At 73.0% G+C, this 25,032-nt stretch carries 21 protein-coding genes and 1 pseudogene; 11 read left to right on the plus strand and 11 right to left on the minus strand.

Going from position 1 to position 25,032, the window contains the following annotated elements; genetic code table 11:
* Positions 1-75 precede the first annotated feature (75 nt).
* A complete protein-coding gene (locus ACE4Q9_RS21850; protein WP_397985912.1) occupies positions 76-1,191 on the minus strand; it encodes a mechanosensitive ion channel family protein in 1,116 nt (371 codons plus the stop codon).
* Between the two features lie 326 nt (positions 1,192-1,517).
* Between ACE4Q9_RS21850 and ACE4Q9_RS21855 the strand changes: the two genes are divergently transcribed.
* On the plus strand, positions 1,518-2,054 hold the full coding sequence (locus tag ACE4Q9_RS21855) for an HNH endonuclease (RefSeq protein WP_365578184.1): 537 nt from the start codon (positions 1,518-1,520) through the stop codon (positions 2,052-2,054).
* Positions 2,055-2,291: 237 nt separating this feature from the next.
* A pseudogene (locus tag ACE4Q9_RS21860) lies at positions 2,292-2,408 on the plus strand (DUF397 domain-containing protein); the annotation flags it as partial.
* A 51-nt stretch (positions 2,409-2,459) separates the two neighbouring features.
* Here the strand turns inward: ACE4Q9_RS21860 and ACE4Q9_RS21865 are convergent.
* From ACE4Q9_RS21865 to ACE4Q9_RS21875, 3 genes are read right to left on the minus strand one after another with little or no spacing between them, the layout of a single operon-like run.
* Entirely contained in the window at positions 2,460-3,785 is a 1,326-nt protein-coding gene (locus ACE4Q9_RS21865) for an FtsX-like permease family protein (RefSeq protein ID WP_397987294.1), read from the minus strand.
* Between the two features lie 2 nt (positions 3,786-3,787).
* Entirely contained in the window at positions 3,788-4,495 is a 708-nt protein-coding gene (locus ACE4Q9_RS21870) for an ABC transporter ATP-binding protein (protein WP_397985913.1), read from the minus strand.
* Complete coding sequence (locus ACE4Q9_RS21875; protein WP_397985914.1) at positions 4,492-5,025, minus strand: helix-turn-helix transcriptional regulator; 534 nt, start codon at positions 5,023-5,025, stop codon at positions 4,492-4,494. Before ACE4Q9_RS21875 ends, ACE4Q9_RS21870 begins: the two co-directional genes overlap by 4 nt.
* A gap of 154 nt (positions 5,026-5,179) precedes the next feature.
* On the opposite strand from ACE4Q9_RS21875, the gene ACE4Q9_RS21880 reads away from it, so the two are divergent.
* From ACE4Q9_RS21880 to ACE4Q9_RS21890, 3 genes are read left to right on the plus strand one after another with little or no spacing between them, the layout of a single operon-like run.
* Positions 5,180-5,467 (plus strand): hypothetical protein, encoded by a 288-nt coding sequence (locus tag ACE4Q9_RS21880; protein WP_397985915.1) that lies wholly within the window; start codon positions 5,180-5,182, stop codon positions 5,465-5,467.
* The gene (gene malQ / locus ACE4Q9_RS21885) at positions 5,468-7,666 is read left to right on the plus strand and encodes a 4-alpha-glucanotransferase (RefSeq protein ID WP_397985916.1); all 2,199 of its coding nucleotides are present in this window, start codon (positions 5,468-5,470) and stop codon (positions 7,664-7,666) included.
* A gap of 58 nt (positions 7,667-7,724) precedes the next feature.
* On the plus strand, positions 7,725-8,006 hold the full coding sequence (locus ACE4Q9_RS21890) for a hypothetical protein (protein ID WP_397985917.1): 282 nt from the start codon (positions 7,725-7,727) through the stop codon (positions 8,004-8,006).
* 274 nt (positions 8,007-8,280) lie between these two features.
* Here ACE4Q9_RS21890 and ACE4Q9_RS21895 read toward each other — a convergent pair whose 3' ends face one another.
* Positions 8,281-8,823, minus strand: coding sequence for a UTRA domain-containing protein (locus ACE4Q9_RS21895; protein WP_397985918.1), 543 nt, complete (start codon positions 8,821-8,823; stop codon positions 8,281-8,283).
* A 240-nt stretch (positions 8,824-9,063) separates the two neighbouring features.
* On the opposite strand from ACE4Q9_RS21895, the gene ACE4Q9_RS21900 reads away from it, so the two are divergent.
* Positions 9,064-9,984, plus strand: a complete 921-nt coding sequence (locus ACE4Q9_RS21900; protein WP_397985919.1) for a putative RNA methyltransferase — start codon at positions 9,064-9,066, stop codon at positions 9,982-9,984.
* Here ACE4Q9_RS21900 and ACE4Q9_RS21905 read toward each other — a convergent pair.
* Positions 9,905-10,375, minus strand: coding sequence for a DUF1203 domain-containing protein (locus ACE4Q9_RS21905; RefSeq protein WP_397985920.1), 471 nt, complete (start codon positions 10,373-10,375; stop codon positions 9,905-9,907). The genes ACE4Q9_RS21900 and ACE4Q9_RS21905 overlap by 80 nt on opposite strands.
* 112 nt (positions 10,376-10,487) lie before the next feature.
* On the opposite strand from ACE4Q9_RS21905, the gene pepN (ACE4Q9_RS21910) reads away from it, so the two are divergent.
* A complete protein-coding gene (gene pepN / locus ACE4Q9_RS21910) occupies positions 10,488-13,058 on the plus strand; it encodes an aminopeptidase N (protein WP_397985921.1) in 2,571 nt (856 codons plus the stop codon).
* 61 nt (positions 13,059-13,119) lie between these two features.
* Here the strand turns inward: pepN (ACE4Q9_RS21910) and ACE4Q9_RS21915 are convergent, their stop codons facing one another.
* Positions 13,120-14,136 carry an aspartate-semialdehyde dehydrogenase gene (locus ACE4Q9_RS21915; protein ID WP_397985922.1) on the minus strand — a complete coding sequence of 339 codons (1,017 nt, stop codon included), beginning with the start codon at positions 14,134-14,136 and terminating at the stop codon, positions 13,120-13,122.
* Positions 14,137-14,640: 504 nt separating this feature from the next.
* On the opposite strand from ACE4Q9_RS21915, the gene ACE4Q9_RS21920 reads away from it, so the two are divergent.
* Both ACE4Q9_RS21920 and ACE4Q9_RS21925 read left to right on the plus strand, forming a co-directional pair.
* On the plus strand, positions 14,641-16,392 hold the full coding sequence (locus tag ACE4Q9_RS21920; protein WP_397985923.1) for a TIGR03767 family metallophosphoesterase: 1,752 nt from the start codon (positions 14,641-14,643) through the stop codon (positions 16,390-16,392).
* A 102-nt stretch (positions 16,393-16,494) separates the two neighbouring features.
* A complete protein-coding gene (locus tag ACE4Q9_RS21925; RefSeq protein WP_397985924.1) occupies positions 16,495-17,634 on the plus strand; it encodes a serine hydrolase domain-containing protein in 1,140 nt (379 codons plus the stop codon).
* Between the two features lie 56 nt (positions 17,635-17,690).
* Here ACE4Q9_RS21925 and ACE4Q9_RS21930 read toward each other — a convergent pair whose 3' ends face one another.
* Entirely contained in the window at positions 17,691-18,752 is a 1,062-nt protein-coding gene (locus ACE4Q9_RS21930; protein WP_397985925.1) for a hypothetical protein, read from the minus strand.
* A 244-nt stretch (positions 18,753-18,996) separates the two neighbouring features.
* On the minus strand, positions 18,997-21,567 hold the full coding sequence (gene pepN, locus ACE4Q9_RS21935; protein ID WP_397985926.1) for an aminopeptidase N: 2,571 nt from the start codon (positions 21,565-21,567) through the stop codon (positions 18,997-18,999).
* A gap of 139 nt (positions 21,568-21,706) precedes the next feature.
* Here pepN (ACE4Q9_RS21935) and ACE4Q9_RS21940 point away from each other — a divergent pair, with 139 nt between their 5' ends.
* Positions 21,707-22,363, plus strand: a complete 657-nt coding sequence (locus ACE4Q9_RS21940) for a DsbA family protein (protein WP_397985927.1) — start codon at positions 21,707-21,709, stop codon at positions 22,361-22,363.
* Between the two features lie 156 nt (positions 22,364-22,519).
* Here ACE4Q9_RS21940 and ACE4Q9_RS21945 read toward each other — a convergent pair whose 3' ends face one another.
* Positions 22,520-23,542 (minus strand): 2-hydroxyacid dehydrogenase, encoded by a 1,023-nt coding sequence (locus ACE4Q9_RS21945; RefSeq protein ID WP_397985928.1) that lies wholly within the window; start codon positions 23,540-23,542, stop codon positions 22,520-22,522.
* A 215-nt stretch (positions 23,543-23,757) separates the two neighbouring features.
* Positions 23,758-24,405 (minus strand): superoxide dismutase, encoded by a 648-nt coding sequence (locus ACE4Q9_RS21950; protein ID WP_397985929.1) that lies wholly within the window; start codon positions 24,403-24,405, stop codon positions 23,758-23,760.
* A gap of 104 nt (positions 24,406-24,509) precedes the next feature.
* On the opposite strand from ACE4Q9_RS21950, the gene ACE4Q9_RS21955 reads away from it, so the two are divergent.
* Positions 24,510-25,019 (plus strand): hypothetical protein, encoded by a 510-nt coding sequence (locus ACE4Q9_RS21955; protein ID WP_397985930.1) that lies wholly within the window; start codon positions 24,510-24,512, stop codon positions 25,017-25,019.
* Positions 25,020-25,032 lie beyond the last annotated feature (13 nt).

Genomic DNA, 25,032 nt, shown 5'->3' on the forward strand with positions numbered 1-25,032 from the left:
CGATGGGGCACCCCGAGCGCCGCCGCGCCGGGATGCCCCGCCTCTTCACTCGAACGAGTGTGCTGGACCGTTTCGCTACTTCCGCGGCGGAGCCGTCCGCTGGGTCGTGAGCGGGGTCGTCGCCATCGACTGCGGGGAGTCGGCGTTGGCGAAGGCGGAGGGGGCGGCCACCGCGGCCGTCGGGTCGGGGGTGTCCTCCACGTCCTCGAGCGCCGTCGCGCCGCCCACGATCCGGATGTGCGCCGCGTCGAACGCGCGCTTGATGCGCCAGCGCAGCTCACGCTCGACGGCGACGGACTTGCCCGGCATGGTCTTGGCGGAGACCCGGACCACCATGGAGTCGATGAGCACGGAGTCCAGGCCGAGGACCTCGATCGGGCCCCACAGCAGCTCGTTCCAGGGCTCCTCCTTGCTCGTCTTCTCGGCGACCTCGTCCAGCGTCGCCTTGACCTTGTCCAGGTCCTCACTGGCCCGCACGGTCACATCGACCCCGGCCGTCGCCCAGCCCTGGGACAGGTTGCCGATCCGCTTGACCTCGCCGTTGCGGACGTACCAGATCTCGCCCTCGGCGCCGCGCAGCTTCGTCACCCGCAGACCGACCTCGATGACCTCGCCGGTGGCCACGCCCGCGTCGATCACGTCGCCGACGCCGTACTGGTCCTCCAGGATCATGAACACGCCGGACAGGAAGTCCGTGACCAGGTTCCGCGCGCCGAAACCGATCGCGACACCGGCGACACCGGCGGACGCCAGCAGCGGCGCCAGGTTGATCTTGAAGGTGGACAGCACCATCAGCGCCGCCGTACCGAGGATCAGGAAGCTCGCGACCGAGCGCAGCACGGACCCGATCGCCGCCGACCGCTGCCGCCGCCGCTCCGCGTTGACCAGCAGCCCGCCGAGCGCGGTGCCGTCCACGGCCTGCGCCGTGCGGGCCATCCGCTCTATCAGCTTGGTGATCGCCCGCCGCACGATCGAGCGCAGCGCGACCGCCACCACGATGATCAGCAGGATCTGGAGCCCCATGGCGAGCCACGTCGACCAGTTCTGCTCGACCCAGCTCGCCGCGTTCGTCGCGCTCTCCTGCGCGTCCTGGAGCGTCGGCACCGCGGGAGCCGTACCGGACGGCGACGGCGACGGGGACGGGGACGGTGACGCACCGGCGGCCAGCAGAACCACGGGCAAGGACGACACGGCAGGTACCTCCAGGTGCTGCACGGTCCGTACCGGTGGGGCGGGCAGGGTCTGCGAAGGTCACGAAAAGATCACCGGACGGCCAGCACCACCACACTAACGGGGCAGTGTGCGTGCCCTGTGCGGATCCGCCAAGGAGGGTCGCAGGAGAGACACGGCTCACCCTGGCTTGAACAGGGCGTGATCGCGGGGATGTATCACCTGTGGTCGAAAACACTCCCAGCCCGTTACCGGGACATGGTGGCGCCACCACCAGGCATGAGGGGAGACTGGCCGCAGATCGTCCCGGCGCGAGCCACGCGCCGCCGACGCCCAAGGAGGCACCCGTGCCGCATGTCCTGGTCCTCAACGCGTCGTACGAGCCGCTCGGCGTCGTACCGCTCCGCCGCGCGCTCATCCTCGTCCTGGAGAACAAGGCCGTCTCCCTGGAGGAATCCGGCGCCTTCATGCACAGCGCGACCGTCACAGTCCCCGCACCCAGCGTGGTCCGGCTCAAGCGATTCGTCCGGGTCCCCTACCGAGGACCCGTCCCGCTCACCCGCCGTGCGCTGTTCGCACGGGACGGGGGCCGGTGCATGTACTGCGGTGGCGTCGCAACCAGCGTCGACCACGTCATCCCGCGCAGCCGCGGGGGCAAGCACGTCTGGGACAACGTGGTGGCGTCCTGCCGCCGCTGCAACCACGTGAAGGCCGACCGCCACCTCGTCGAACTGGGCTGGCGCCTGCGCCACAAACCGGCCCCGCCCACCGGTCTGGCCTGGCGCATCATCGGCACCGGCCACAGGGACCCGCGCTGGCTGCCCTACCTGCAACCGTACGGCGCGGACGACGCCATGGCCCGGATCGACGGCATCTCCGCCTGACCATCCGGGCCTCCGCGTCCCGCCCCCGGCCCCGCCCCTCGGACCGCGGGGCGCTCCGGCCTGCGCACAAGTCCGACAGCACGGTGTACGGCGCCTTCTTCGAGCGCACGGCCCGGCTCAGCCGCGCCCAGCGCGACTCGGCCCTGCTGATCGACACCATTCGCCAGGAGATGTAAGACATGCGCGAGTGGAGGTGCTGCTGTAACTGGACTTGACGAAGTCGAGGGGCAGTGCGTCGAAGTCGCCCTCAACGTCCCCGACGCCGTAGCCGTCCGTGACTCCAGGACCCCCGACGGGCCGCTGCTCCGTCTCGACCCCCGTGCCTGGACGGAGTTCACCGCGTCGCTCGGCTGAGCCCCCCCGCCCGGTCCCGGAAGCCCCCCGCGCCTCCGGGACCGTGCGGTCTCACGCGTACCGCAGCTCTCCCGGACGCGCCGAGCGGTGCAGGAGGGGGAGGGCGGTGGCGGCCGAGGCCAGGCAGCAGGTGTAGATCAGGGCCGGGACCAGCAGGGCGGCGTACGGGACGGTGACCGCCCCGCCGGTCAGCGTGGCGTACCAGGTGCCGATCGCGAGGCCGCCGGCGCCCGCGAGGACGAGCGCGGGCAGCAGCGGCAGCGCGGTCTCCAGGAGCAGGGCCCGGCCCAGCACCGCCCGCGGCACCCCGGCGGCGACCTGCGCGGCCAGCCCCCGGCGGCGGCTCGCCAGGGACTCCGCGGTGGACACGGCCAGGCCGCACAGGGTGATCGCCAGGGCGACGAGGACCGCCGCACCCGTCAGGTCGATGCCCGTGGTGTAGAAGGACATCGGCATGCCCAGCTGATGGTCCTCGCGCATCCGGTGCAGAGCGGCGAGGAGCGCCTGCCGCACGCCCGCGAAACCGGTGCCGGCCACCGTCACCAGCAGCAGCGCCGCATGGGTGCGGGCCGCGGCCCACGGGTCGTCGCGCAGCCGTTCCGCCGCGATCAGCGCGGCGGCCGTACGCGCCCGGCGTGCCACCACCCGCCCGGCGAGCCGCGCCGTGGCCCCGGCCAGCCACAGTGCCCCCGCGCCGACCGCCGCGAGCAGCGCGAACGCGGTCAGCGGCAGCCACCCGCGGGCACCGCCGAAGGCGGCGAGCGCCGACAGCGGCAGCAGGGCGAGCAGCACCGCCCACCCCCGCCCGCCGCGCGGCCGCGACCGGCGCACCCAGCCGAGCGGCGAGGCCACGAGGCGGCGCAGCGCCAGCAGCGCCACCGCCGTGCCCAGTACCGGCACCGCGAGGGCGATCAGCGCGAGGCCCGCCCAGGCCGCCGGTGCCGGGTCGCTCCACAGCCGTAGTACGACCGTCACGGCCGCGGCGGTGGCGAGCAGCGAGCCCAGCAGGCAGGCCGGGCCGGTCTCCAGCGCGGCGATCCCGCGCACCTGGGCCGGGGTGGCACCGGCCAGCCGCAGCCCGGCCAGCCGCCGGTCGCGGTGCACGGCGCCGATCCGGGCGCACTGCCCGAGGAAGCCCAGCACCGGGACGAGCAGGAGGAGCAGGGCCGTGACGACTCCGGCGCGCTCACCGGGCCGGTCCAGCAGGCCGCCGCCGACGGGTATGCGGTACTGCCCGTGCAGCGCACCCAGCGCGACCGCGGCCTGCGCGAAGGCCGTCGCCAGCGCGGCCCCCGCCGCGGTCAGGGCGGCCCGCCACCACTCCCGCCGGTCCGCGCCCCGGCCCAGCCGCCAGGCCAGCAGCGTCTGCGACCACACGCTCACGCCGCCACCTCCGCCGGGAGCACCAGGCCGTCGCTCAGCCGCACCTCGCGGTCCGCGTACGCCGCGACCTGCGCGTCGTGCGTGATCAGCAGGACCGCCGTACCCGCCGCGCGGGCCGTGCGCACCAGCGCCGTCATCACCTGCTCGCTCGCCAGCGAGTCCAGGGCGCCCGTCGGCTCGTCCGTGAAGACCACCTTCGGGCCGGTCACCAGCGCCCGCGCCAGCGCCACCCGCTGCGCCTGTCCGCCGCTGAGGCCGCCGGGCCGCAGCTCCGCCTGCTCCCGCACCCCGAACCGCTCCAGCCACTCGCCCGCCCGCCGCCGGGCCTCGGCGCGGGACACCCCGGCCAGCAGCAGCGGCAGCCCCACGTTGTCCACGGCCGTCAGCTCCGGGACCAGCTGTCCGAACTGGAAGACCACCCCGAACTCGGTGCGGCGCAGCTCGGTCAGCCGCCGCTCCGGCAGCCGGTCGAGCCGCTGGCCGGCGTACGTCACCGCGCCCCCGTCCGGTCGTACGATCCCCGCCAGCATGTGCAGCAGCGTGGACTTCCCGCTGCCGCTGGCCCCCGTCACGGCCAGGATCTCGCCCGCGGCCAGCGCGATCGAGGCGCCGCGCAGTGCCGGTGTCCTGCCGTGCGTCTTGACGAGATCCAGGCCCGCCAGCAAGGGCGCCGTGCCGCTCATCGTGTCCCCCCTGTGGTTCATGTCGGTGCGACCTCCGAGGTCAAAGTGGTCAGCCGGGCCCCCGTGGTGGTCATCCAGCGCAGGTCGGCGTCGAGGTGGTTCAGGGCGTAGTCCGCCGAGAGCACGGTCGCCAGGTCGGCGGCCGGGTCGGTCTTCACCGCCGTCAGCTCCCGCATCCGCGCCTTGTGCGCGGCCTGCTGGGCGCGCAGGTAGGCGGCCGGATCGCCGCCGGCCAGGATGGAGACGACGACCTTGGCGAAGATCTCGTTCGCCACGAACGGCGCGGGCGGGGCGATCTCACCGGCCCAGCGGGCCAGTTCCCGCCCACCGGCGGCCGTCGAGCGGTACAGCGTGCGCTCGGGACCGCCGTCCGCGTCCGTCCCCTCGATCTCCGCCAGACCGTCCCTGACCAGGCGTTGCAGCGTCGTGTAGACCTGCCCGTAGGCCAGCGGGCGAGCCCCTGGGAAGCGTTCGTCGTGGCGGCGTTTGAGGTCGTAGCCATGGCTCGGCCCCGCCTCCAGCAGGCCCAGGAGGATGTGCCGGGTGCTCATGGTGATCAGTATGCATCAGATACATGTACTGAATGAATAGTGAGTGCGACGGCGTTCACGGGGTAGGGCTGCGATGACCCCCCGAAGACCCGGACAGACGACCCGGCAGACCCGGACAGACGACCCCCCGAAGACCCAGACAAGGGAGGCCCCCGTGGCCGCACCGGCCCGCAGCCCGATCCCGGCCCAGTGGAAACACGGCCGGACCGGCGCCCCGCGCACACCCCTGGCGGAGACGTCCGCCGAGACCATCGAGTCGATCGAGTCCACCGAGACCGGCGAGATCAGGCTGTACGCGTTCAACGCGGAGGCCGCCGCCACCACGGCACCGCTCACCAGCGAGCCCCCGCTGCCCGCCGCCGAGCCCCTGACCAGCGAGCCCCCGCTCGCCGACACCAGCACCCTGACCAGCGAGTCGGACGCCTACGCGGCGGGGTCGTAGATGACCGGGGCGCGCACGGACGAGCTCTCCCGGCTCGCCGAGCTGCACGGGGTCGCCGTCTCCTACAGCCCCGCCCCCGACCGTACGGTCACCGTCCCCGCCTCCGCCGTCACCGCCGCGCTGCACGCCCTCGGCGTCGACGCGGCCACCCCCGAAGCGGTCCGCGCCGCGCTCGCCGACCGGGAACGCGCCCTGCGCGAACGCCTGCTGCCGCCGACCGTCGTCCACTGGGCCGGCGACCCCCACGACCCCGCCGCCCTCACCGCCCTGCCGCCCGGCACCCGCGTGCGCGTCGAGACGGAGCAGGGGGAGGAGCGGGAGGCGGAGGTGCCGGGTCAGGGCGACGTGGACCTGCCGGGGCCGGGTGACGCGGACGCACCGGGGCCGGGGCCGGAGGCCGGCGCGGGGCGCGGGCAGGAGCCGTACCCCGCGCGCGCGACCCTCGTCGCCGGGCTCCCGCTCGGCGTCCACCGGATCACCGCCCACGCCCCCGACGGCCGCACCGGCCACGCCCACCTCGTCGTCGCCCCCGACCGGCTGCCCGCGCCGCCCGGACGCTCGTACGGACTCCTCGTCCAGCTGTACTCGCTGCTCTCCCGCCGCTCCTGGGGCATGGGCGACCTCGGCGACCTCGCCGAGCTGGCGGGCTGGGCCGGCCGGGTCGCCGGAGCCGGGTTCGTGCAGGTCAACCCGTTGCACTCGGCGGTGCCCGGCGCGCCCACCGACCCCTCGCCGTACCGGCCGTCCTCCCGGCGCTTCCCCGACCCCGTGCACCTGCGCGTCGAGGACGTCCCCGAGTACGCGTACGCCGAGGACCGCGAGCGGCTCGCCGGGCTCCTGGAACGCGCCGCCCGGCTGCGCGCCGCCGTACTCGACAAGGGCGCCCTCATCGACCGCGACGCGGTGTGGGAACTCAAGCGCGAGGCACTGGAGACGGTCCTCGCCGTCCCCCTCGGCCCCGGCCGGCAAGCCGCGTACGACGCCTTCCGCGCCGCCCACGGACAGGCCCTCGACGACCACGCCACCTACTGCGCCCTCGCCGAGTCGTACGGCCCCGACTGGACCACCTGGCCCGGCGGCCTGCGCGACCCCCGCTCCGGGGCGACCGCCCGCGCCCGCGCCGAACACGCCGACCGCGTCGCGTTCCACACCCGCCTCGCCTGGCTCACCGACGGACAGCTGCGGGCCGCGCAGCGCGCCGCGCGGGAGGCCGGGATGCCGGTCGGGATCGTGCACGACCTCGCCGTCGGCGTGCATCCCACCGGCGCCGACGCCTGGGCCCAGCAGGACGTCTTCGCCGCCGGCATGACCGTCGGCGCGCCCCCGGACGCCTTCAACGCGCGCGGCCAGGACTGGGGCCTGCCGCCCTGGCGCCCCGACCGCCTGGCCGCCTGCGGCTACGCCCCCTACCGCGACCTCCTGCGCGCCCTGTTCCGCTATGCGGGCGCCCTGCGCATCGACCACGTCATGGGTCTGTTCCGGCTCTGGTGGGTCCCCGAGGGCAGCCCGCCGACCGAGGGCACGTACGTCCATTACGACGCCGAGGCCATGCTCGCCGTCCTCGCGCTGGAGGCCGGGCGCGCCGGGGCCGTCGTCATCGGCGAGGACCTCGGCACCGTGGCACCCGGCGTCCGCGAGACCTTGCAGCGGCGCGGCGTCCTCGGCACCTCCGTGCTCTGGTTCGAACGCGACTGGACCGGCGACGGCCGCCCGCTGCCCCCCGAACGCTGGCGCGCCGACTGCCTGGCCACCGCCACCACCCACGACCTGCCGCCCACCGCCGCCCGCCTCACCGGCGACCACGTCGAGCTGCGCGACCGGCTCGGGCTGCTCACCCGGCCCGCCGCCGAGGAACGCGCCGAGGCCGTCGCCGACGCCGCCGAGTGGCTCGCCCTGCTGGGCAGCCTCGGGCTGGTGGACAGTACGGCGACCGGGCCGCCCGGCACCGACGAGGAGGCGGAGGTGCGCGCCGTCCACCGGTTCCTGCTGCGCACCCCGGCCCGGCTGATCGGGGTCTGGCTGCCGGACGGGGTGGGCGACCGCCGCCCGCAGAATCTGCCGGGCACCTGGGACGAATACCCCAACTGGCGGTTGCCGGTCGCGGACCGCTCGGGCAGGGCGGTGCCGCTGGAGGAATTGACGTCCGCTCCGCGCCTGCGCGCGCTCCTGGAGGTGTTCGCCCAGCTCAGGGGAGGCTGAGGAGCCGCTACGGTACCCCGCGCGCGCGTCCTTCCGGGTGATTCGCTAACTTGAGATCGTGGACAAGAAGAACGCCCTGCGCGCCGGCACCCTGGGCGCCGGTACGACGCTGATGATGCTGCTCATGTCGTCCCCTGCGCTCGCGCTGATCCGCGACGACGGCGACGACCCCGGTCCGGGCCTCAGCGTCGTCCAGACGCTGGGTCTGTACGTCCTGCTCCCGCTGGTCATCTTCGGGATCATCGCCGGTCTGGTGATGGTGCTGGACAAGTCCCGCGCCAAGGGCAAGACCACCTCGTCCAACATCAACGTCAAGCCCGACGCCCAGGCCAAGGCCTGATCGCCGGAACAACGGTTTCCACGCCGGGGGCGCCTGTCCTCCCGTCGCTACGTGCGCGCCACGTACACGGGCGAGGTCGGCGCCCCCGGCGTTTTCGCTGGTGGGGGGCGGCGTCTACCCGGCGGCGCGGCCCCGGCCCAGGCCACCCGGACCCGCTGATCTTCGGGCCTTCCCCGAGTTCACCGAGCGGGGTCAGTCTGCGGTGAACTCGTAGTGCAGCTCGTAGAGGTGACCGGCCTTGACCATGACGGTGGCTTCTCGGTGGTGGGCACGGTCATCCGATCCGCATCTCGTAGCGCAGTCGCTGCCGGTGAGCCGGCATGACCATCAGGTCGACCTGGATGGGCCGGTCGTCGCCGTCGAAGGTGACCCTGTTCAGTTCGAGGACCGGCTCGTCCGGTGGGAGGCACAGGGTGTCGCGCTCCTCCGGGGCGGGCAGCCGGGCGGTCACGTCCTCCCGGACGCGCGCGCCGACGTGACCGAGACCGGCGAGAAGGGTCACGGCCCCGCCGCGGATCTTCCCCGTCCCGGCGAGAGGAGTTCCCCGCGCGATGTCGGCGGGGTAGTACGTGTCCGTCAACTCGCACGGTTCGCCGTCCAGTTCGATGACCCGACGCCGTACGACGACGACCTCTCCGGCGGCCACCCCGAGCAGGGCGGCGACGTCCCGAGGAGCGGGCACCTCCCCGGCCCGCACGATCCGCTGACTTCCCTTGCCCCCGCGCGCCGCGGCCTCGGCCGCCCACGCATCGGTCTGCCCCCGCTCCCGTGGTGTCAGGTACGGCATCGAGCTACTGACCCACGCGCTGTCGCTCAAGGTGTCCTCCAAGGCGCCCTCCGCTCACTCCCATCGCCGCCACCGTAGACGCCCCGCCACGGGCGGTCCCCACGCCGAGCCGACGTGTCTAGACTCCCGGCATGGCGTTTCTGAGCACTCCGCACCACTGCTTCCTCTGACCGGAGGTCGGTGAGGGCGGTGCCGTAGGGCATCGCCCTCCTCGGTGTGCCCGGCGGGTGTGAACCGCGGGCACCTTCCCCTCCCCCCGGCCCGCCAGGAGTGCCCATGCCGTATCCGCCTGCCCTCACGCCCTTCCTCGACCTGCTGCGCTGCCCCGCCTGCCGCGCGCCCCGACTCCGCCCCGCCCCCGGCGCCCTGCGCTGCCCGGCCGGGCACACCTTCGACATCGCCCGGCCCGGCTACGTCGGTCTCCTCACCGGCGCCCGCGCCACCAGCGGCGACGACGCGCCCATGGTCCGCGCCAGGGAACGCTTCCTGGCCACCGGCGCGTACGCGCCCCTGCGGCGGGCCGTGGCCCGGCTGGCCGCCGACGGTCGGCCGGAGCGGGCCACGGTCGTGGACGCGGGCTGCGGCACCGGCTACTACCTCGCCGGTGTCCTCGACCGGCTGCCCGGTGCCCGCGGCCTCGGCCTGGACTCCTCCGCCCGCGCCCTGCGCGCGGCGGCGCGGGTCCACGACCGGGCCGCCGCCGTGAGCTGGGACGTCTTCCGGCCGTTCCCGCTGGCCGACGGCGCCGCCGATGTCGTCCTGGACGTGTTCGCCCCGCGCAATCCGGCCGAGTTCCACCGGGTGCTGCGCCCGCGCGGCCGGCTGGTCGTCGTCCGCCCCACCCCCGCGCACCTCGCCGAACTGCGCGACCGGCTGCCCGGGATGGTCGCCGTCGACCCGGACAAGGAGCGGCGGCTGCACCGCGCGCTGGACCCCTTCTTCGAGGCCGCCGGCACCGAAGAGGTCGAGTACCGGCTGACTCTGCGCGCGGCACAGGCCCTCGATCTGGTCGCGATGACCCCGAGCGCCCGCCATGTGGAGCCCGTGGGGGCGGCCGGGTGGGTCACCGTCTCCGCTCTGGCCGGCGTCTACCGGCGCCGGGACCGGCCGGTCATGCCCGGCGGACCTCGTACAGGAAGCACCCGTACTCCACCGCCCGTACCTGGACGAACGACACCTCCGGGTCGCTGAGGGCCCGCGTGAGGGCCGACGGGAAGCCCTCGCTCACCAGTTCCCCACCGAGGATGTGCCCCTGTGCCGAGTAGCGGCGCAGGACGCGGTGGGCGTTGGTGAAGGGCAGTTCAGGGCCGGCCGGCCCGGAGCAGCCGTTCGCGTGGACGAAGACCGGCCCCCGCTCGTCGTACGCGCCGGGGCGGGCGCCGGTCTCCGCCGCCCAGCGGCGCAGCGGGGCGTACGAAACAAGGGCAATTCGCTCCCCGGGTGCGCTGCGGCGCAGACAGCAGCGCAGCGGGGCGCCGCCCTCCGGGTCGGGGTAGGGGGCCGCCGGGTCGCCCGCGTCGTCCTCGGTGAGCAGCGCGGCGAGAGTGCCGGCGGGAATGGGGCACACGGTGTAGGTCGTCATGAGTCCACCTTCCGGCGGCGCGGCCCACCTCACCGGCGGGAAACGGACATCGCGTTTCCGCCGGACGGCATGGAAGGATGGCGCAACCACACATAAACGAGGAGATGACCGCGTGCCTGGCACAAACCTGACTCGCGAAGAGGCGCAGCAGCGGGCTGAGCTGCTCAACGTTGACTCGTACGAGATCGATCTCGACCTCTCCGGCGCGCAGGAGGGCGGTACCTACCGGTCCGTGACCACGGTGCGCTTCGACGTCGCCCGCGGCGGGGCAAAGTCCTTCATCGACCTGGTCGCCCCGGCCGTCCACGAGGTCGTGCTCAACGGCGACCGGCTGGAGCCGGCCGAGGTGTTCGCGGACTCGCGGATCACGCTGCCGGGTCTGCTGGAGGGCCGTAACGTCCTGCGGGTCGTGGCCGACTGCGCGTACACCAACACCGGTGAGGGCCTGCACCGGTTCGTCGACCCGGTCGACGAGCAGGCCTACCTGTACACCCAGTTCGAGGTTCCGGACGCCCGCCGCGTCTTCGCCTCCTTCGAGCAGCCGGACCTGAAGGCCACCTTCCAGTTCACCGTGAACGCTCCCGAGGGCTGGACGGTCGTGTCGAACTCGCCGACGCCCGAGCCGGTCGACAACGTCTGGACGTTCGCGCCGACCCCGCGCATCTCGTCGTACATCACCGCGCTGATCGCCGGCCCGTACCACTCGGTGCACAGCGTCTACGAGAAGGACGGCCAGAGCGTGCCGCTCGGCATCTACTGCCGGCCCTCGCTCGCCGAGTTCCTCGACTCGGACGCGATCTTCGAGGTCACCCGGCAGGGCTTCGACTGGTTCCAGGAGAAGTTCGACTACGCGTACCCCTTCGAGAAGTACGACCAGCTGTTCGTGCCCGAGTTCAACGCGGGCGCCATGGAGAACGCCGGCGCGGTCACCATCCGCGACCAGTACGTCTTCCGGTCCAAGGTGACCGACGCGGCGTACGAGGTGCGGGCCGAGACGATCCTGCACGAGCTGGCCCACATGTGGTTCGGCGACCTGGTCACCATGGAGTGGTGGAACGACCTGTGGCTGAACGAGTCGTTCGCCACCTACACCTCCATCGCCTGCCAGGCCGCCGCCCCCGGCTCGCGCTGGCCGCACTCGTGGACCACGTTCGCCAACTCCATGAAGACCTGGGCGTACCGGCAGGACCAGCTGCCCTCCACGCACCCGATCATGGCGGACATCCGTGACCTGGACGACGTCCTCGTCAACTTCGACGGCATCACCTACGCCAAGGGCGCCTCCGTCCTCAAGCAGCTGGTGGCCTACGTCGGCGAGGACGAGTTCTTCAAGGGCGTGCAGGCGTACTTCAAGCGGCACGCGTTCGGCAACACGCGCCTGTCCGACCTGCTGGGCGCCCTGGAGGAGACCTCCGGCCGCGACCTGAAGACCTGGTCGAAGAAGTGGCTGGAGACCGCCGGGATCAACGTCCTGCGGCCCGAGGTCGAGACGGACGGGGACGGGGTCATCACCTCCTTCGCCGTACGCCAGGAGGCCCCCGCGCTGCCCGCCGGCGCCCAGGGCGAGCCGACCCTGCGCCCGCACCGCATCGCGATCGGCCTGTACGACCTCGACGCGGCCGGCAAGCTGGTGCGCACCGACCGGATCGAGCTGGACGTGGACGGCGAGCTGACCGCCGTACCGCAGCTGGCCGGCAGGACCCGCCCGGCCGTGATCCTGCTCAACGACGACGACCTGTCGTACGCCAAGGTCCGCCTGGACGAGCACTCCCTCGCCTTCGTCACCGAGCACCTCGGCGACTTCGAGGCGTCCCTGCCGCGCGCCCTGTGCTGGGCCTCGGCCTGGGACATGACGCGGGACGCCGAGCTGGCCACCCGCGACTACCTCTCGCTGGTGCTCTCCGGCATCGGCAAGGAGTCGGACATCGGCGTCGTGCAGTCGCTGCACCGCCAGGTGAAGCTGGCCCTCGACCTGTACGCCGACCCGGCCGCCCGCGAGTCCCTGCTCACCCGCTGGACCGACGCCACGCTCGCGCACCTGCGCAGCTCCGAGGCGGGCAGCGACCACCAGCTGGCCTGGGCGCGGGCCTTCGCGGCGACCGCGCGCACGCCCGAGCAGCTGGACCTCCTGGAGGCCCTGCTGGACGGCACCCAGACCATCGAGGGCCTGACCGTGGACACCGAGCTGCGCTGGGCGTTCGTTGAGCGCCTCGCCGCGGTCGGCCGGTACGACGAGGCGGAGATCGCCGGCGAGTACGAGCGGGACAAGACCGCCGCCGGTGAGCGGCACGCGGCCACCGCCCGCGCGGCCCGGCCGACCGAGGAGGCGAAGGCGGAGGCCTGGTCCTCGGTGGTCGACTCCGACAAGCTGCCGAACGCCGTGCAGGAGGCCGTGATCGGCGGCTTCGTGCAGACGGACCAGCGCGAGCTGCTGGCGCCGTACGCGGAGCGGTACTTCGAGATCGTCAAGGACGCCTGGGACTCCCGGTCGCACGAGATCGCCCAGCAGATCGCCATCGGTCTGTACCCGTCCCTCCAGGTCACCCCCGAGACCCTGGAGCGGACGGACGCCTGGCTGGCCTCGGCCGAGCCCTCCGCGGCCCTGCGCCGCCTGGTCTCCGAGTCCCGCGCGGGCATCGAGCGGGCGCTGCGGGCCCAGGCCGCGGACGGCGCCGCCCAGTAGCACCGGACACGGGGAAGGGGCGCCCGGCGAGCCGCCGGGCGCCCCTTCCCATGCCCCTGGGTCAGGCGGACAGCTCCGCCGCCACCAGCTCCGCGAGCTGCACCGCGTTCAGCGCGGCGCCCTTGCGGAGGTTGTCGTTGGAGACGAACAGCGCGAGGCCGTTGTCCACCGTCTCGTCACCGCGGATCCGGCCGACGTACGACGGGTCCTGGCCGGCCGCCTGGAGCGGGGTCGGGATGTCGGAGAGGGCGACGCCCGGAGCCTTCGCGAGCAGCTCGGTGGCGCGCTCCGGGGAGATCGGGCGGGCGAACCGGGCGTTGATCTGGAGGGAGTGGCCGGAGAAGACCGGGACGCGCACGCAGGTGCCGGAGACCTTCAGACCGGGAATCTCCAGGATCTTGCGGGACTCGTTGCGCAGCTTCTGCTCCTCGTCGGTCTCGTGCAGACCGTCGTCCACGATCGAGCCGGCCAGCGGGAGCACGTTGAAGGCGATGGGGCGCTTGTAGACCGCGGGCTCGGGGAAGTCCACCGCCGCGCCGTCGTGGGTGAGCTTGTCGGCCTCGGCGGCGACCTTCTGCACCTGGCCGTGCAGCTCCGCCACGCCCGCGAGCCCGGACCCGGACACCGCCTGGTACGTCGCGACGACCAGCGCCTCGAGCCCCGCCTCCTCGTGCAGCGGCTTGAGGACCGGCATCGCGGCCATGGTGGTGCAGTTCGGGTTGGCGATGATGCCCTTGGGGCGGTCGGCGATCGCGTGCGGGTTCACCTCGGCGACGACCAGCGGCACCTCGGGGTCCCGGCGCCACGCCGAGGAGTTGTCGATCACCACGGCGCCCTGCGAGGCGACCTTTTCGGCCAGTGCCCTGGAGGTCGCGCCGCCCGCGGAGAAGAGGACGATGTCGAGGCCGGAGTAGTCGGCGGCCGCCGCGTCCTCCACGGTCACGCCGTCCAGCACCGTCCCGGCCGAGCGGGCCGAGGCGAACAGGCGCAGCTGCGTGACCGGGAAGTCGCGCTCCGCGAGGATCCTGCGCATGACCGTGCCGACCTGACCGGTGGCTCCGACGATTCCGACCCTCACGACGACTCCCTCTGTCCGATTTCTGCCGTGCCCCAGGGATGACCGGGGCGTTTCCATGATGCGGCCGACCCCGGTCCACCTGTCCAATTCTTTGCGACATGTGCCCGAGGAGTGGGACACCGTCGGCCGCGGGGACGGTTCCGGGATCCCCGGCGTCCCCTCGGCCGCCCCTGCCCATACGGGTCGCGCTCATACGACGATGTGACGTATGCCTCTGCCGGTCGCGTGACGTGCGCCTCTGCCGACCGCCGTACGGGCCGCCCATGGACCCGGCCCTCGTACCCCGGCAATTGAACGGCAGGCGACCGGTCCCGGGCGGCGCGCGGACGAGTCGGTGGCCGGGCCGGGCGCCGCAGATCCACGTACGGTGATCGGCGCCGCGTGTTGCCGTGCCGTTCGCATGGATGCCATCCCCGTTGCCAAAAGTCCTTAGCAAGCGGGGCGTTCGCGTCCGTGACGGCCCGCGGCCACTGCCGACGCGTTCGCACTCGGGGAGATCGCACCATGTCGCGCCTACGCTCTGCCGCCGCCTCCGCCGCGGGGATCGACCGTCGTACCCTCCTCACCGCCGCCGGAGCGGTCTCGCTCGCCGCGGGCGTCGGCTGCGCCCTGCGCCCCACCGACAGCGAGGCCGCCACCACCGCCACCGGGCAGGTCCCGGTCGCCCGGTCCCGGCCGGCCACCGCCGCCGCGCTCGCCCCCTACAGCAAGGGCACCACCCTCGCCACCGTCTCCACCCCGCACGGCTCCGGCTACCGGCGCCTCGCCGACGGCCCCGGCTGGCCGCGCGTCATCCGCACCGAGCTGGCCAGGCCCAAGGTGGGCCGGGACAAGCGCCGCCGGGCCCTGGCCGCGTTCGTGCAGTTCACCGATCTGCACTTGCAGGACGTGCAGCACCCGCTGCGCCTGGAGTACCTGCGCGCCGCCCACCAGGACGTCTGGCGCCCGCACGAGGCGCTCACCGTGCCCGGCGCCGTCTCGCTGGTAGAGCGGGTCAACGCGCTGCGCGGCGCCCCCGTCACCGGCACCCCGCTCCAGTTCGTGATGACCACCGGCGACAACACCGACAACAACGCCCGCTCCGAGCTGGAGTGGTTCATGAAGGTGATGAGCGGCGGCCGGATCACCCCCAACACCGGCGACCCGAGACACTACGAGGGCGTGCAGAACAGCGGGCTGCCCCTGTACTGGCAGCCCGAGTCGACCGCCGGGGACGGCGACAAGGCGCTCGGCTTCCCGCACCTGGAGGGCTTCCTCGCCGCCGCGATCCGCGAGGTGCGCAGCCCCGGCCTGAACCTGCCCTGGTACTCCACCGTCGGCAACCACGACGCCCTCCCGCTCGGCCTGTACGGCGCCCACGGCGACCCCTACCTCGCCGAGGCCGCGATCGGCGGCAAGAAGCTGTTCAGCGTGAGCGCCGCCGACGCCAAGAAGCTCCAGGACTCCATCTGGAGCGGCAAGGACCCCAAGGGCACCGCCTACCGCGACTTCCTGAAGTCCCGTGCGAGCGGCATGCGTTCGGTCACGCCGGACGAGTCGCGCGCCCTGTACACCCCCGACGAGTACCTCAAGGCACACCTCGACCCGGCCTACCAGGGCCACGGTCCGGTGGGTCACGGCTACTCCTCGGCGAACGTCGACGCGGGCACCCAGTACTACGCCTTCCGGATCGCCGAGGACGTCATCGGCATCAGCCTGGACACCACCGACGCCGGCGGCCACTACCAGGGTTCCGTCGGCACCGCCCAGCTGAAGTGGCTGAACAAGACGCTTCAGGACAACAAGGACTCCTACGCCGTCGTCTTCAGCCACCACACCAGCGACTCGATGGTCAACACCCGCCCCGACCCGGCCCGCCCCGACGAGAAGCGGCACACCGGCGCCGAGCTGGTCACGCTGCTGTCCCGGCACGCCAACGTGCTGGCCTGGGTCAACGGACACAAGCACGAGAACGAGATCACCCCGCACCGCAACGGCGCGGGCCGCTCCTTCTGGGAGATCTCCACCGCCTCGCACATCGACCACCCGCACCTCGCCCGCATCATCGAACTGGTCGACAACAAGGACGGCACGATCTCCCTGTTCACCACCCTGATCGAGTCCGCCGCCCCGGCCCGCACCGACTTCACCGACCTCTCCCAGACCGGACTCGCCTCGCTCTACCGGGAGTTGGCCTTCAACGCCCCCGGCGCGAAGACGAACCTGGCGGGCGCCCTCGCCGACCGCAACACGGAACTGGTGCTCCAGAAGGGCTGACATCCGCCGCTCCACAAGGGCCGGTATCCGCGCCGGGCCGACGTCCGGGACAGGCCGTACGGGTATCGTCCCCCGACCACACACCACCGGTTGGGGGAAGCCATGCCGCTCCGCACGGCCCTGACGGGCGCCGCCCTGCTGCTGACGGCGGCTCTCGCGACGGCCTTCACGACCCCGGCGGCCCCGCCCCACGCCCCGGCCCACGCCGCGACCCTCGCCGCCGTCGAGGCGGCGGTGCGCTCGGGCGTCCCCGGCGCGACCGTCACCGTCCAGGACGCCCGCGGCACCTGGTCCGCCGCCGCCGGGACCGGCGACCTGCGCACCGGCAGGCCCCGTTCACCGGACGACCGTTACCGCGTCGGCAGCCTCACCAAGACCTTCGTCGCCACCGTCATGCTCCAGCTCGCGGCGGAGGGCCGGCTGTCCCTGGACGACACCGTGGACAGCTGGCTGCCGGGTCTCGTCGCGGGCCACGGGAACGACGGGCGCCGGATCACCCTGCGCCAGCTCCTCGATCACACCAGCGGCATCCCCAGTTACACCGCCGACCCGGACTTCCGCGCCCGGTACCTCACCGAGGAGGGCTTCCGGAAGCACCGCTACGACACGCTCACCCCGCGCCGGCTGGTGGCCGTCGCCCTGCGCCACGCGCCCGACTTCGCGCCGGGTGCCTCCTGGGGGTACTCCAACACCAACTACGTGATCGCCGGGATGGTCATCGAGAAGGCGACGGGACGGTCGTACGCCACCGAGACCACCCGCCGCCTCATCGACCCACTGCGGCTGACCGCGACCTCCGTACCGACTACGGAGGTCGATGTCCCGCGGCCCGCCGGCCGGGCCTACTCGACGTTCGGCGACGCGACGGGGGAGCCGTACGACGTCACGGAGCTCAACCCCTCCCTCGCCGCCGCCTCCGGCGCGATGATCTCCGACTCGGCCGACCTGGACCGCTTCTACGCCGCCCTGCTCGGCGGCCGGCTGCTGCCCCCGCGCGAACTGGCCGAGATGAAGACCACCGTGGCGGTCGACACCGCCCCGGACGTCCGCTACGGCCTCGGGCTCATGGACCGGAGACTGTCCTGCGGCGTCCACGTCTGGACCCACACCGGCGACATCCAGGGCTCCACCTCGGTCGCCGCCTCGACCCCCGACGGCCGCCACACGCTGGCACTGAACTTCAACGGCGACTGGGCGGGACACACGGACGCGATCCTGGAGGCCGAGTACTGCGGGCGCTGACCCCGCGCGTCTCCTGCCACAGACCGGTGGCCATCGCCAACCGGACGAGGTCCGAACTACCGGGGCAGGACCACCACATAGGCGGCGGGCTCGCGGTCGTCCGCCGCCATCAGGGCCGTACGGACCACCGCCGCCTGCTGCTCCATCGCGTCCCTGAGCTTCCTCGGGGTCAGGTGCACGACCGTGATGCCCAGCCGCTCCAGGTGCTCCCGCTTGCGGGCGTGGTGCGACCACTGCGCGTCCTCGTCCGCCCCGTCCTCCGCGTGCCCGTGCCGCGTCCGGGTGTCCAGCTCGACCGCGACGGCCTGGTCCGGCCAGTACGCGTCCAGGGCGCCGAGGTGGGGGCCGCCGGGCAGCCGCAGATCGACGTTCCACAGCGGGTCCGGCAGCCCGTACGCGCGGACCATCCGGTACAGCCGGCTCTCCGCGATCGCGCGGCCCTCCGCCACCAGCGAGTCCACCGCGTCCACCACATGCGGCAGACTCAGCAGCTTGGCGCGTGTCAACTCCCGTACGATGGCGGCCGGTTCGCAGTGTCCGCCGCGCACCGCCTCGGTCAGCAGCCGCCGCACCTCCGCCCCGTCCCGCAGCCCGGCCACCGCGTCCGCCAGCGCCCGCGGCACCGGCGCCACCGGCAGCCCGGTCACCGTGACGGGGGCCGGCAGGTCGGTGGTGCGCAGGACGCGGACGTAGCCGGTGGAGCGCAGCCGGCGCTGCCGGGGCACCAGCACGTCGATGTGCTCCAGGTCCGGCAGCGGCGTCTGTGCGAACCCGTGCAGGGCGAGCGCCGCGAGGCCGGTGAGCACCGCGCCGGGGTAGGGCGGACGGTGCGCGTGCCGCCCGGTCGGCTGCGCCGGGACGCCCGGCGCGGGCTCGCGGGCCGCGTACCGCAGGGCGCCGTGCAGCCGCTCCTCGTCCGTCGGCGGTCCGGGGTGCAGCAAGTAGACGTGCGGCAGCAGTTGGGACCAGGGCCCGCCCGGACGGCAGCGCCCGGACAGTTCGGCCGCGGTCACCCCGTGGGCGCGCAGCTGGGCCGTGGTCCGGACCCGCTGCTGGGGCTCGGCGAGCGGGCCGAGGGGACCGAGGGAGCGGGGGGAGAGCGGTGCATTGTGCGTCATGCCCTTCCGATGCCCACCCCTGATCCCCCCGGTAACCGCTGTTACACGGTCGTCGAGGAATGCGGACAAGGTGGTACTAAAGGTCAGGTGTTCGGATGCCGAGAGGACAACGAAAACCCCTGGTCCGCTCGGGTGCGGACCAGGGGTTACGGCCTCGCGCGTACGGGTCCCGTAACGGTTACCGGCCGCCAAAGCTCAGGCCAAAGGTCAGGTCAAACTCAGGCCGAAGCTCGGGGGCCGGGGTTCACCCGGCCTGCGCGTCGCACTCCTGCGCCCGCAGGGCCCGCGCCAGGTCGTCCCGCGCCTCCAGCACCAGCCGCCGCAGCGCCGGCGCCGCGTCCTCGTGCCCCGCGAGCCACGCGTCCGTCGCCGCCAGCGTCTCAGGCCGGTCCTGGTACGCCGGGAACAGCCCGCTGACGATGTCCATGCCGATCTGGATCGAACGCTCCCGCCAGACCCGGTCGATGGCCGCGAAGTACTTCGGCGCGTACGGCGCGGTCAGCTCCCGCTGGGACGGCTGGTCGAAGCCCGCGATCGTGGCCTCCACCAGCGCGTTCGACAGCGTGTCGGACTCCACCACCTGCGCCCACGCCTGCGCCTTGACCGCCGCCGACGGACGGGCCGCCAGGCACCGCACCTGGTGGCGCTTGCCGGACGCGGTGTCGTCGCGGGCCAGCTCGGCGGCGATCACGGACTCGTCGGCGGCGCCATGGGCGGCCAGCGGCTCCAGGAACGCCCAGCGCAGCTCCTGGTCCACCTCCAGGCCCTCGATCGACGCCGCGCCGTCCAGCAGCTCCTTCAGCAGTGCGAGGTCCGCTTCGGCCGAGGCCGTCGAGGCGAAGAAGCGCGCCCAGGCCAGCTGGTGCTCGCTGCCCGCCCCGGCCGCCCGCAGCTCCCGCAGCGCGCCCTCGGCGAGCAGCTCCGCGCCCGTCTTGCGCCAGTCGGGGGCGGCATAGCGGTCCAGCGCGGTGTGGGTCCACGCGTGCAGCATCTGGAGCACACCGATGTCCGACTCGCGGCTCGCGAACCGCAGCACCAGGGCGATGAAGTCACGGGCCGGCAGCAGCGCGTCCCGCGTCATGTTCCACAGTGCCGACCAGCACAGGGCGCGCGCCAGCGGGTCGGTCAGATCGCCCAGGTGCTCCCGGAGCGTGTCCAGCGAGGCCGCGTCGAAGCGGATCTTGCAGTAGGTGAGGTCGTCGTCGTTGACCAGCACCAGGTCCGGGGCCCCGGCACCGGCGAGCTCCGCCACGACCGTGCGCGGGCCCTGCACGTCCGTCTCCACCCGCGCGTACCGCTCAAGGGCGCCGTCCCCGGTCAGCCGGTACAGGCCCACCGCGATCCGGTGCGGGCGCAGCTCCGGGTGCGACGCGGCGGCCTCCTGGAGCACCGCCAGCTCGGCGACGCGGGAGTCCTCGACGAGCACCTGCGGGGTCAGCGCGTTCACCCCGGCCGTCTGGAGCCAGGACCGCGACCAGGCCGTCATGTCCCGGCCGCTGGTCTCGCCGAGCACCGACAGCAGGTCGCCCAGGCGGGTGTTGCCGTACGCGTGCCGCTTGAAGTAGCGGCGGGCGCCCTCCAGGAACGCGTCCTGCCCGACGTACGCCACCAGCTGCTTGAGCACCGAGGCGCCCTTGGCGTAGGTGATGCCGTCGAAGTTCAGCTTGGCGTCCTGGAGATCGCGGATGTCCGCGGTGATCGGGTGCGTGGACGGCAGCTGGTCCGCGCGGTACGCCCACGCCTTGCGGCGGTTGGCGAAGGTGATCCACGCGTCCTTGAAGCGGGTCGCGCCCACGTTGGCGAACGTGCCCATGAAGTCCGCGAAGGACTCCTTCAGCCACAGGTCGTCCCACCAGGCCATGGTGACCAGGTCGCCGAACCACATGTGCGCCATCTCGTGCAGGATCACATTGGCACGGGCCTCGTACGACGCCTGCGTCACCTTCCCGCGGAAGATGTACTCCTCGCGGAAGGTCACCAGACCCGGATTCTCCATCGCGCCCAGGTTGTACTCCGGCACGAACGCCTGGTCGTACTTGCCGAACGGGTACGGGTAGTCGAAGTTCTCGTGGAAGAAGTCCAGGCCCTGCTTGGTGACCAGGAAGACGTCGTCGGCGTCGAAGTGCGGCGCGAGCCCCTTGCGGCACATCGCGCCCAGCGGGATCTCCAGCGTCGTACCGTCCGCGAACGTGCGCGAGTAGGTGTCCGTCACATAGTGGTAGGGCCCCGCCACCACGCAGGTGATGTACGTCGAGATCGGCTTCGTCTCCGCGAACTTCCATACGCCGTCGGTGAGTTCACCGGCGCCGTTGCTCCACGCCGTCCAGCCCTCGGGCGCGCGCACCTCGAAGCGGAAGGGCGCCTTGAGGTCGGGCTGCTCGAAGTTGGCGAACACCCGCCGGGAGTCGGCCGGTTCGTACTGCGTGTAGAGGTAGACCTCGCCGTCCTCGGGGTCCACGAAGCGGTGCAGGCCCTCGCCGGTGCGGGAGTAGGCGCACCGGGCGTCGACCACCAGCTCGTTCTCCGCGGCCAGGTCCTCCAGCGTGATCCGGGCGCCGTCGAAGACCTCGCTCGGGTCCAGGTCCTTGCCGTTGAGCGACACCGCGGTCACACTCGGCGCGATCAGGTCGGCGAAACTGGACGCGCCCGGCTCGTTGCAGCGGAAGCGGATCGTGGTGACCGAGCGGAAGGTGCGCGGCTCGCCGTCCGCGTCGCCGACGGCCGAGCGGAGGTCCAGGGACACGTCGTATCCGTCGACGGACAGCAGCGCGGCCCGCTCACGGGCCTCCTCGCGGGAAAGGTTCTCACCGGGCACGGCGGCACTCCCTTGTGATCGCGTGATGGGGGCTGAACAGGACCGATCCTGCCATGTGCTCCTGACGGGAAGCACCGGGGAATGCGCTCCGCGAGGGCGTCGTTGATCCCTGAAGAATCACGTTCCGCTGAGGAGAGCCATGTCCGAGACCGCGTCCCCGTCCGGCAAGACCCCCGTCGACTTCTGGTTCGACCCGCTGTGCCCGTGGGCCTGGATGACCTCCCGCTGGGTCCTGGAGGTGGAGAAGCTCCGCGACATCGAGGTCCGCTGGCACGTCATGAGCCTCGCCGTCCTCAACGAGGACAAGCTGGACACGCTGCCCGAGGAGTACCGGGAGATGCTCGCCGTGCGCGCCTGGCAGGGCGTCCGGGTCGTCACCGCCGCCTGGCAGAAGCACGGCCAGGAGGTCGTCGGCCCGCTGTACACCGCGCTCGGCACCCGCATCCACAACAACGGCGAGGGCGCGACCCTGGAGGCCATCGCCGGTGCCCTCGCCGACGTCGGGCTGCCCGCCGAGCTGATCGACTACGCCGAGCAGGAGGACTTCGAGTTCGACGCCGAGCTGCGCGCCTCCCACAAGGAGGGCATCGACAAGGTCGGCCAGGAGGTCGGCACCCCGGTCATCGCCGTCCCCGGCGACAACGGCGAGCAGATCGCCTTCTTCGGCCCTGTCGTCACCCCCGCCCCCAAGGGCGAACAGGCCGCCCGCCTCTGGGACGGCACCCTGGCGGTCGCCTCGGTACCGGGCTTCTACGAGATCAAGCGGACGCGGACGCAGGGGCCCATCTTCGACTGACCTCCGCGGACGCAAAGAGCACGACATCAACCGGACACGGACCCGGGGACAGGCCGGATCACCTCCGCATGTGCGGAGAGCGCTGTCATGATCAACGAGGCAGGGCTTCGCGAGTCACACGCGTGAGGCCCTGCCTGTCGTACGCGGTCCCCTCGCTCACGTCAGACAGTGCGCCAGCGCCTCCCCCCGCACCCACCGCCCCACCTCCGCCGCCGCGATCCGCGCCCCCTTCTCCGCCACCGCCCGGCTCGCCCCGCCGACGTGCGGCGTCAGCAGCACCCGCTCCGGCACCGTCCGCAACCGCGAGTTCGCCGGCAGCGGCTCGTCGGCGTACGTGTCCAGCGCCGCCACCGCCACCCGCCCGTCCTCCAGCGCGTCGCACAGCGCCCCCTCGTCCAGCAGCGCCCCCCGCGCCGCGTTCACCACCACCGCCCCCGGCGGCAGCAGCGCCAGCTCCCGCGCCCCGATCAGCCCCCGCGTCTCCCCGGTGAGCCGGGCATGCAGGCTGATCACCCGCGAGCGCCGCAGCAACTCGTCCAGCGACGCCATCCGCAGCCCGTGCATCTCACCCCGCGCGTACGGGTCGTACACCATCACCCGCGCCCCGAGCGCCCCCAGCACCCGCGCCACCCGGCTGCCGACCGCGCCGTACCCGATGAGGCCGACGGGCAGGTCCTCCACCTCCAGGCCGCTGTGCTCGTACGTGTAGTACCTCGAACCGGCCCAACACCCCTGCCCGGCGAGGCGGTCATGGGCCTGCGGGATCCGCCGCAGGGCGGCGAGCAGCAGGCCGACGGTGAACTCGGCCGCCGCCGCGGCCTTGCGGCCCGGCGCGCAGCACACCCGGACCCCATGGGCGCGGGCCGCCGCGAGGTTGACGTTCACCGGGCGGCCCCGGCAGACCGCGACCAGCCGTAACTCCGGGCGGGCGGCGAGGACCCGCTCGGTGACCGGTGCCATCTGGGTGACGAGGACGTCTGCGCCGGCGAGGGCCGCGATCAGCTCGTCCTCCGCGCCGCTGGCCTCCTCCACCTCGGCCACCGTGCCGAACGGTTTCTGCGGCCAGCCGAGCGTCAACTCCCGCACATCGCAGTGGGCTTGCCTGGCCAGCGCGGCCGTGATCAGCGAGGGGAGCACGAAGCGGTCGCCGGCGGCCAGTACCCGCACACTGGAGGTCATCACAGGGACACAGGTTGTAATGATCGCCTGAGGGCGTCAATCCCTTTTCGTGTGTGGGGAAAGCGGGGAAACTCCGGACGCGCCCCGCACACGACGGAAGGCCCTCCGTGAGTCACGTCCTCACGGAGGGCCTCCCCTCATCCGCCTGCCGCCGTGAAGGGTGAGAAGACGATCACGAGGCAGGACGCTTCAGCGGCGCGCGGGACGCGCCGGGCTCACGGGGCCAGCAGCAGCGCGTTCGTGCGGGACGCGGCGGCCTCGTAACGGCGGGCCACGTCCTGCCAGTTGACGACCTGCCACATGGCCTCGATGAAGTCGACCTTCTGGTTCTTGTACTGGAGGTAGAAGGCGTGCTCCCAGGCGTCGAAGACCAGGATCGGCGTGGCGCCCTGGCCGACGTTGCCCTGGTGGTCGTAGACCTGCTCCACGATCAGCCGCCCGCTCAGCGGCTCGTACGCGAGGACGCCCCAGCCGGAGCCCTGCGTGGTGGCCGCGGCCTTGGTCAGCTGGGCCTTGAACCCGGCGAAGGACCCGAAGGACTCCTTGATCGCGTCGGCGAGGGTGCCCACGCCGTCGGCGGCCAGCGGCTCGCCTCCGCCCTCCTTCGGGCCGGTCATGTTCTGCCAGTAGATGCTGTGCAGAATGTGCCCGGACAGGTGGAAGGCCAGGTTCTTCTCCAGGCCGTTGATCGAGCCCCAGGACTCCTTGTCCCGCGCCTCGGCCAGCTGCTCCAGCGTGTCGTTGGCGCCCTTCACATAGGCCGCGTGGTGCTTGTCGTGGTGCAGCTCGATGATCTCGGGGCTGATCACGGGGGCCAGCGCGGAGTAGTCGTAGGGCAGCTCGGGCAGCGTGTAGACGGGCATGGGTGATCCCCTCCGGAACCTTATTGCAAACTCCTTGCAACTACACGCTAGCAACAACAGCGGCGGGGCGACAGGAAGACCCCCCGTGTCGCTACGATCTCGCGGTGCTCACTCCCGGCGCCCGCACCACGGTCCTCGACCTGCTGCCGGTGCTCGGCGGGGCCTTTCCCGCCGCCGCGCTGATCGGCGGCAGGGTGCGGGCGCGGGCCGCGTTCGAGCCCGGCGACCTCGGCAAGCTGCTGATCGAGGCCGACCGGTTCCGCGCGGGCCACCCCGTCCTCGACCGCGTCGACCAGGGCCGCCTCGCCCGCCGGGTCGACCTCGCGGACCCTCCCGCGGTGGTGAGGTTCCTCGTGGTCGAGGCGACCGACAAGGCCGCCCTCGCCGGCTTCGCGCCCGGCACCACGAACAAGTGGGAGGCCCTGACCTCCCTGGGCATCGACCGCTACGACGCCTTCGGCAACGGCATCAACGACCTCGATCTGCTGCGCCACGCCCGCCACGCGGTCCGGGTCGGCGGCCATCCGGCCCTGGACGGCATCGCCCAGGTCACCGTCGCCCCCGACCCTCAGGCCGTCGCCGCCGAGATCACCCGGCCTGCCGCGCGGCCGTAGCGGGCGTGCGCGT

Source organism: Streptomyces sp. AM6-12 (assembly GCF_044327085.1).
Lineage (GTDB): Bacteria > Actinomycetota > Actinomycetes > Streptomycetales > Streptomycetaceae > Streptomyces.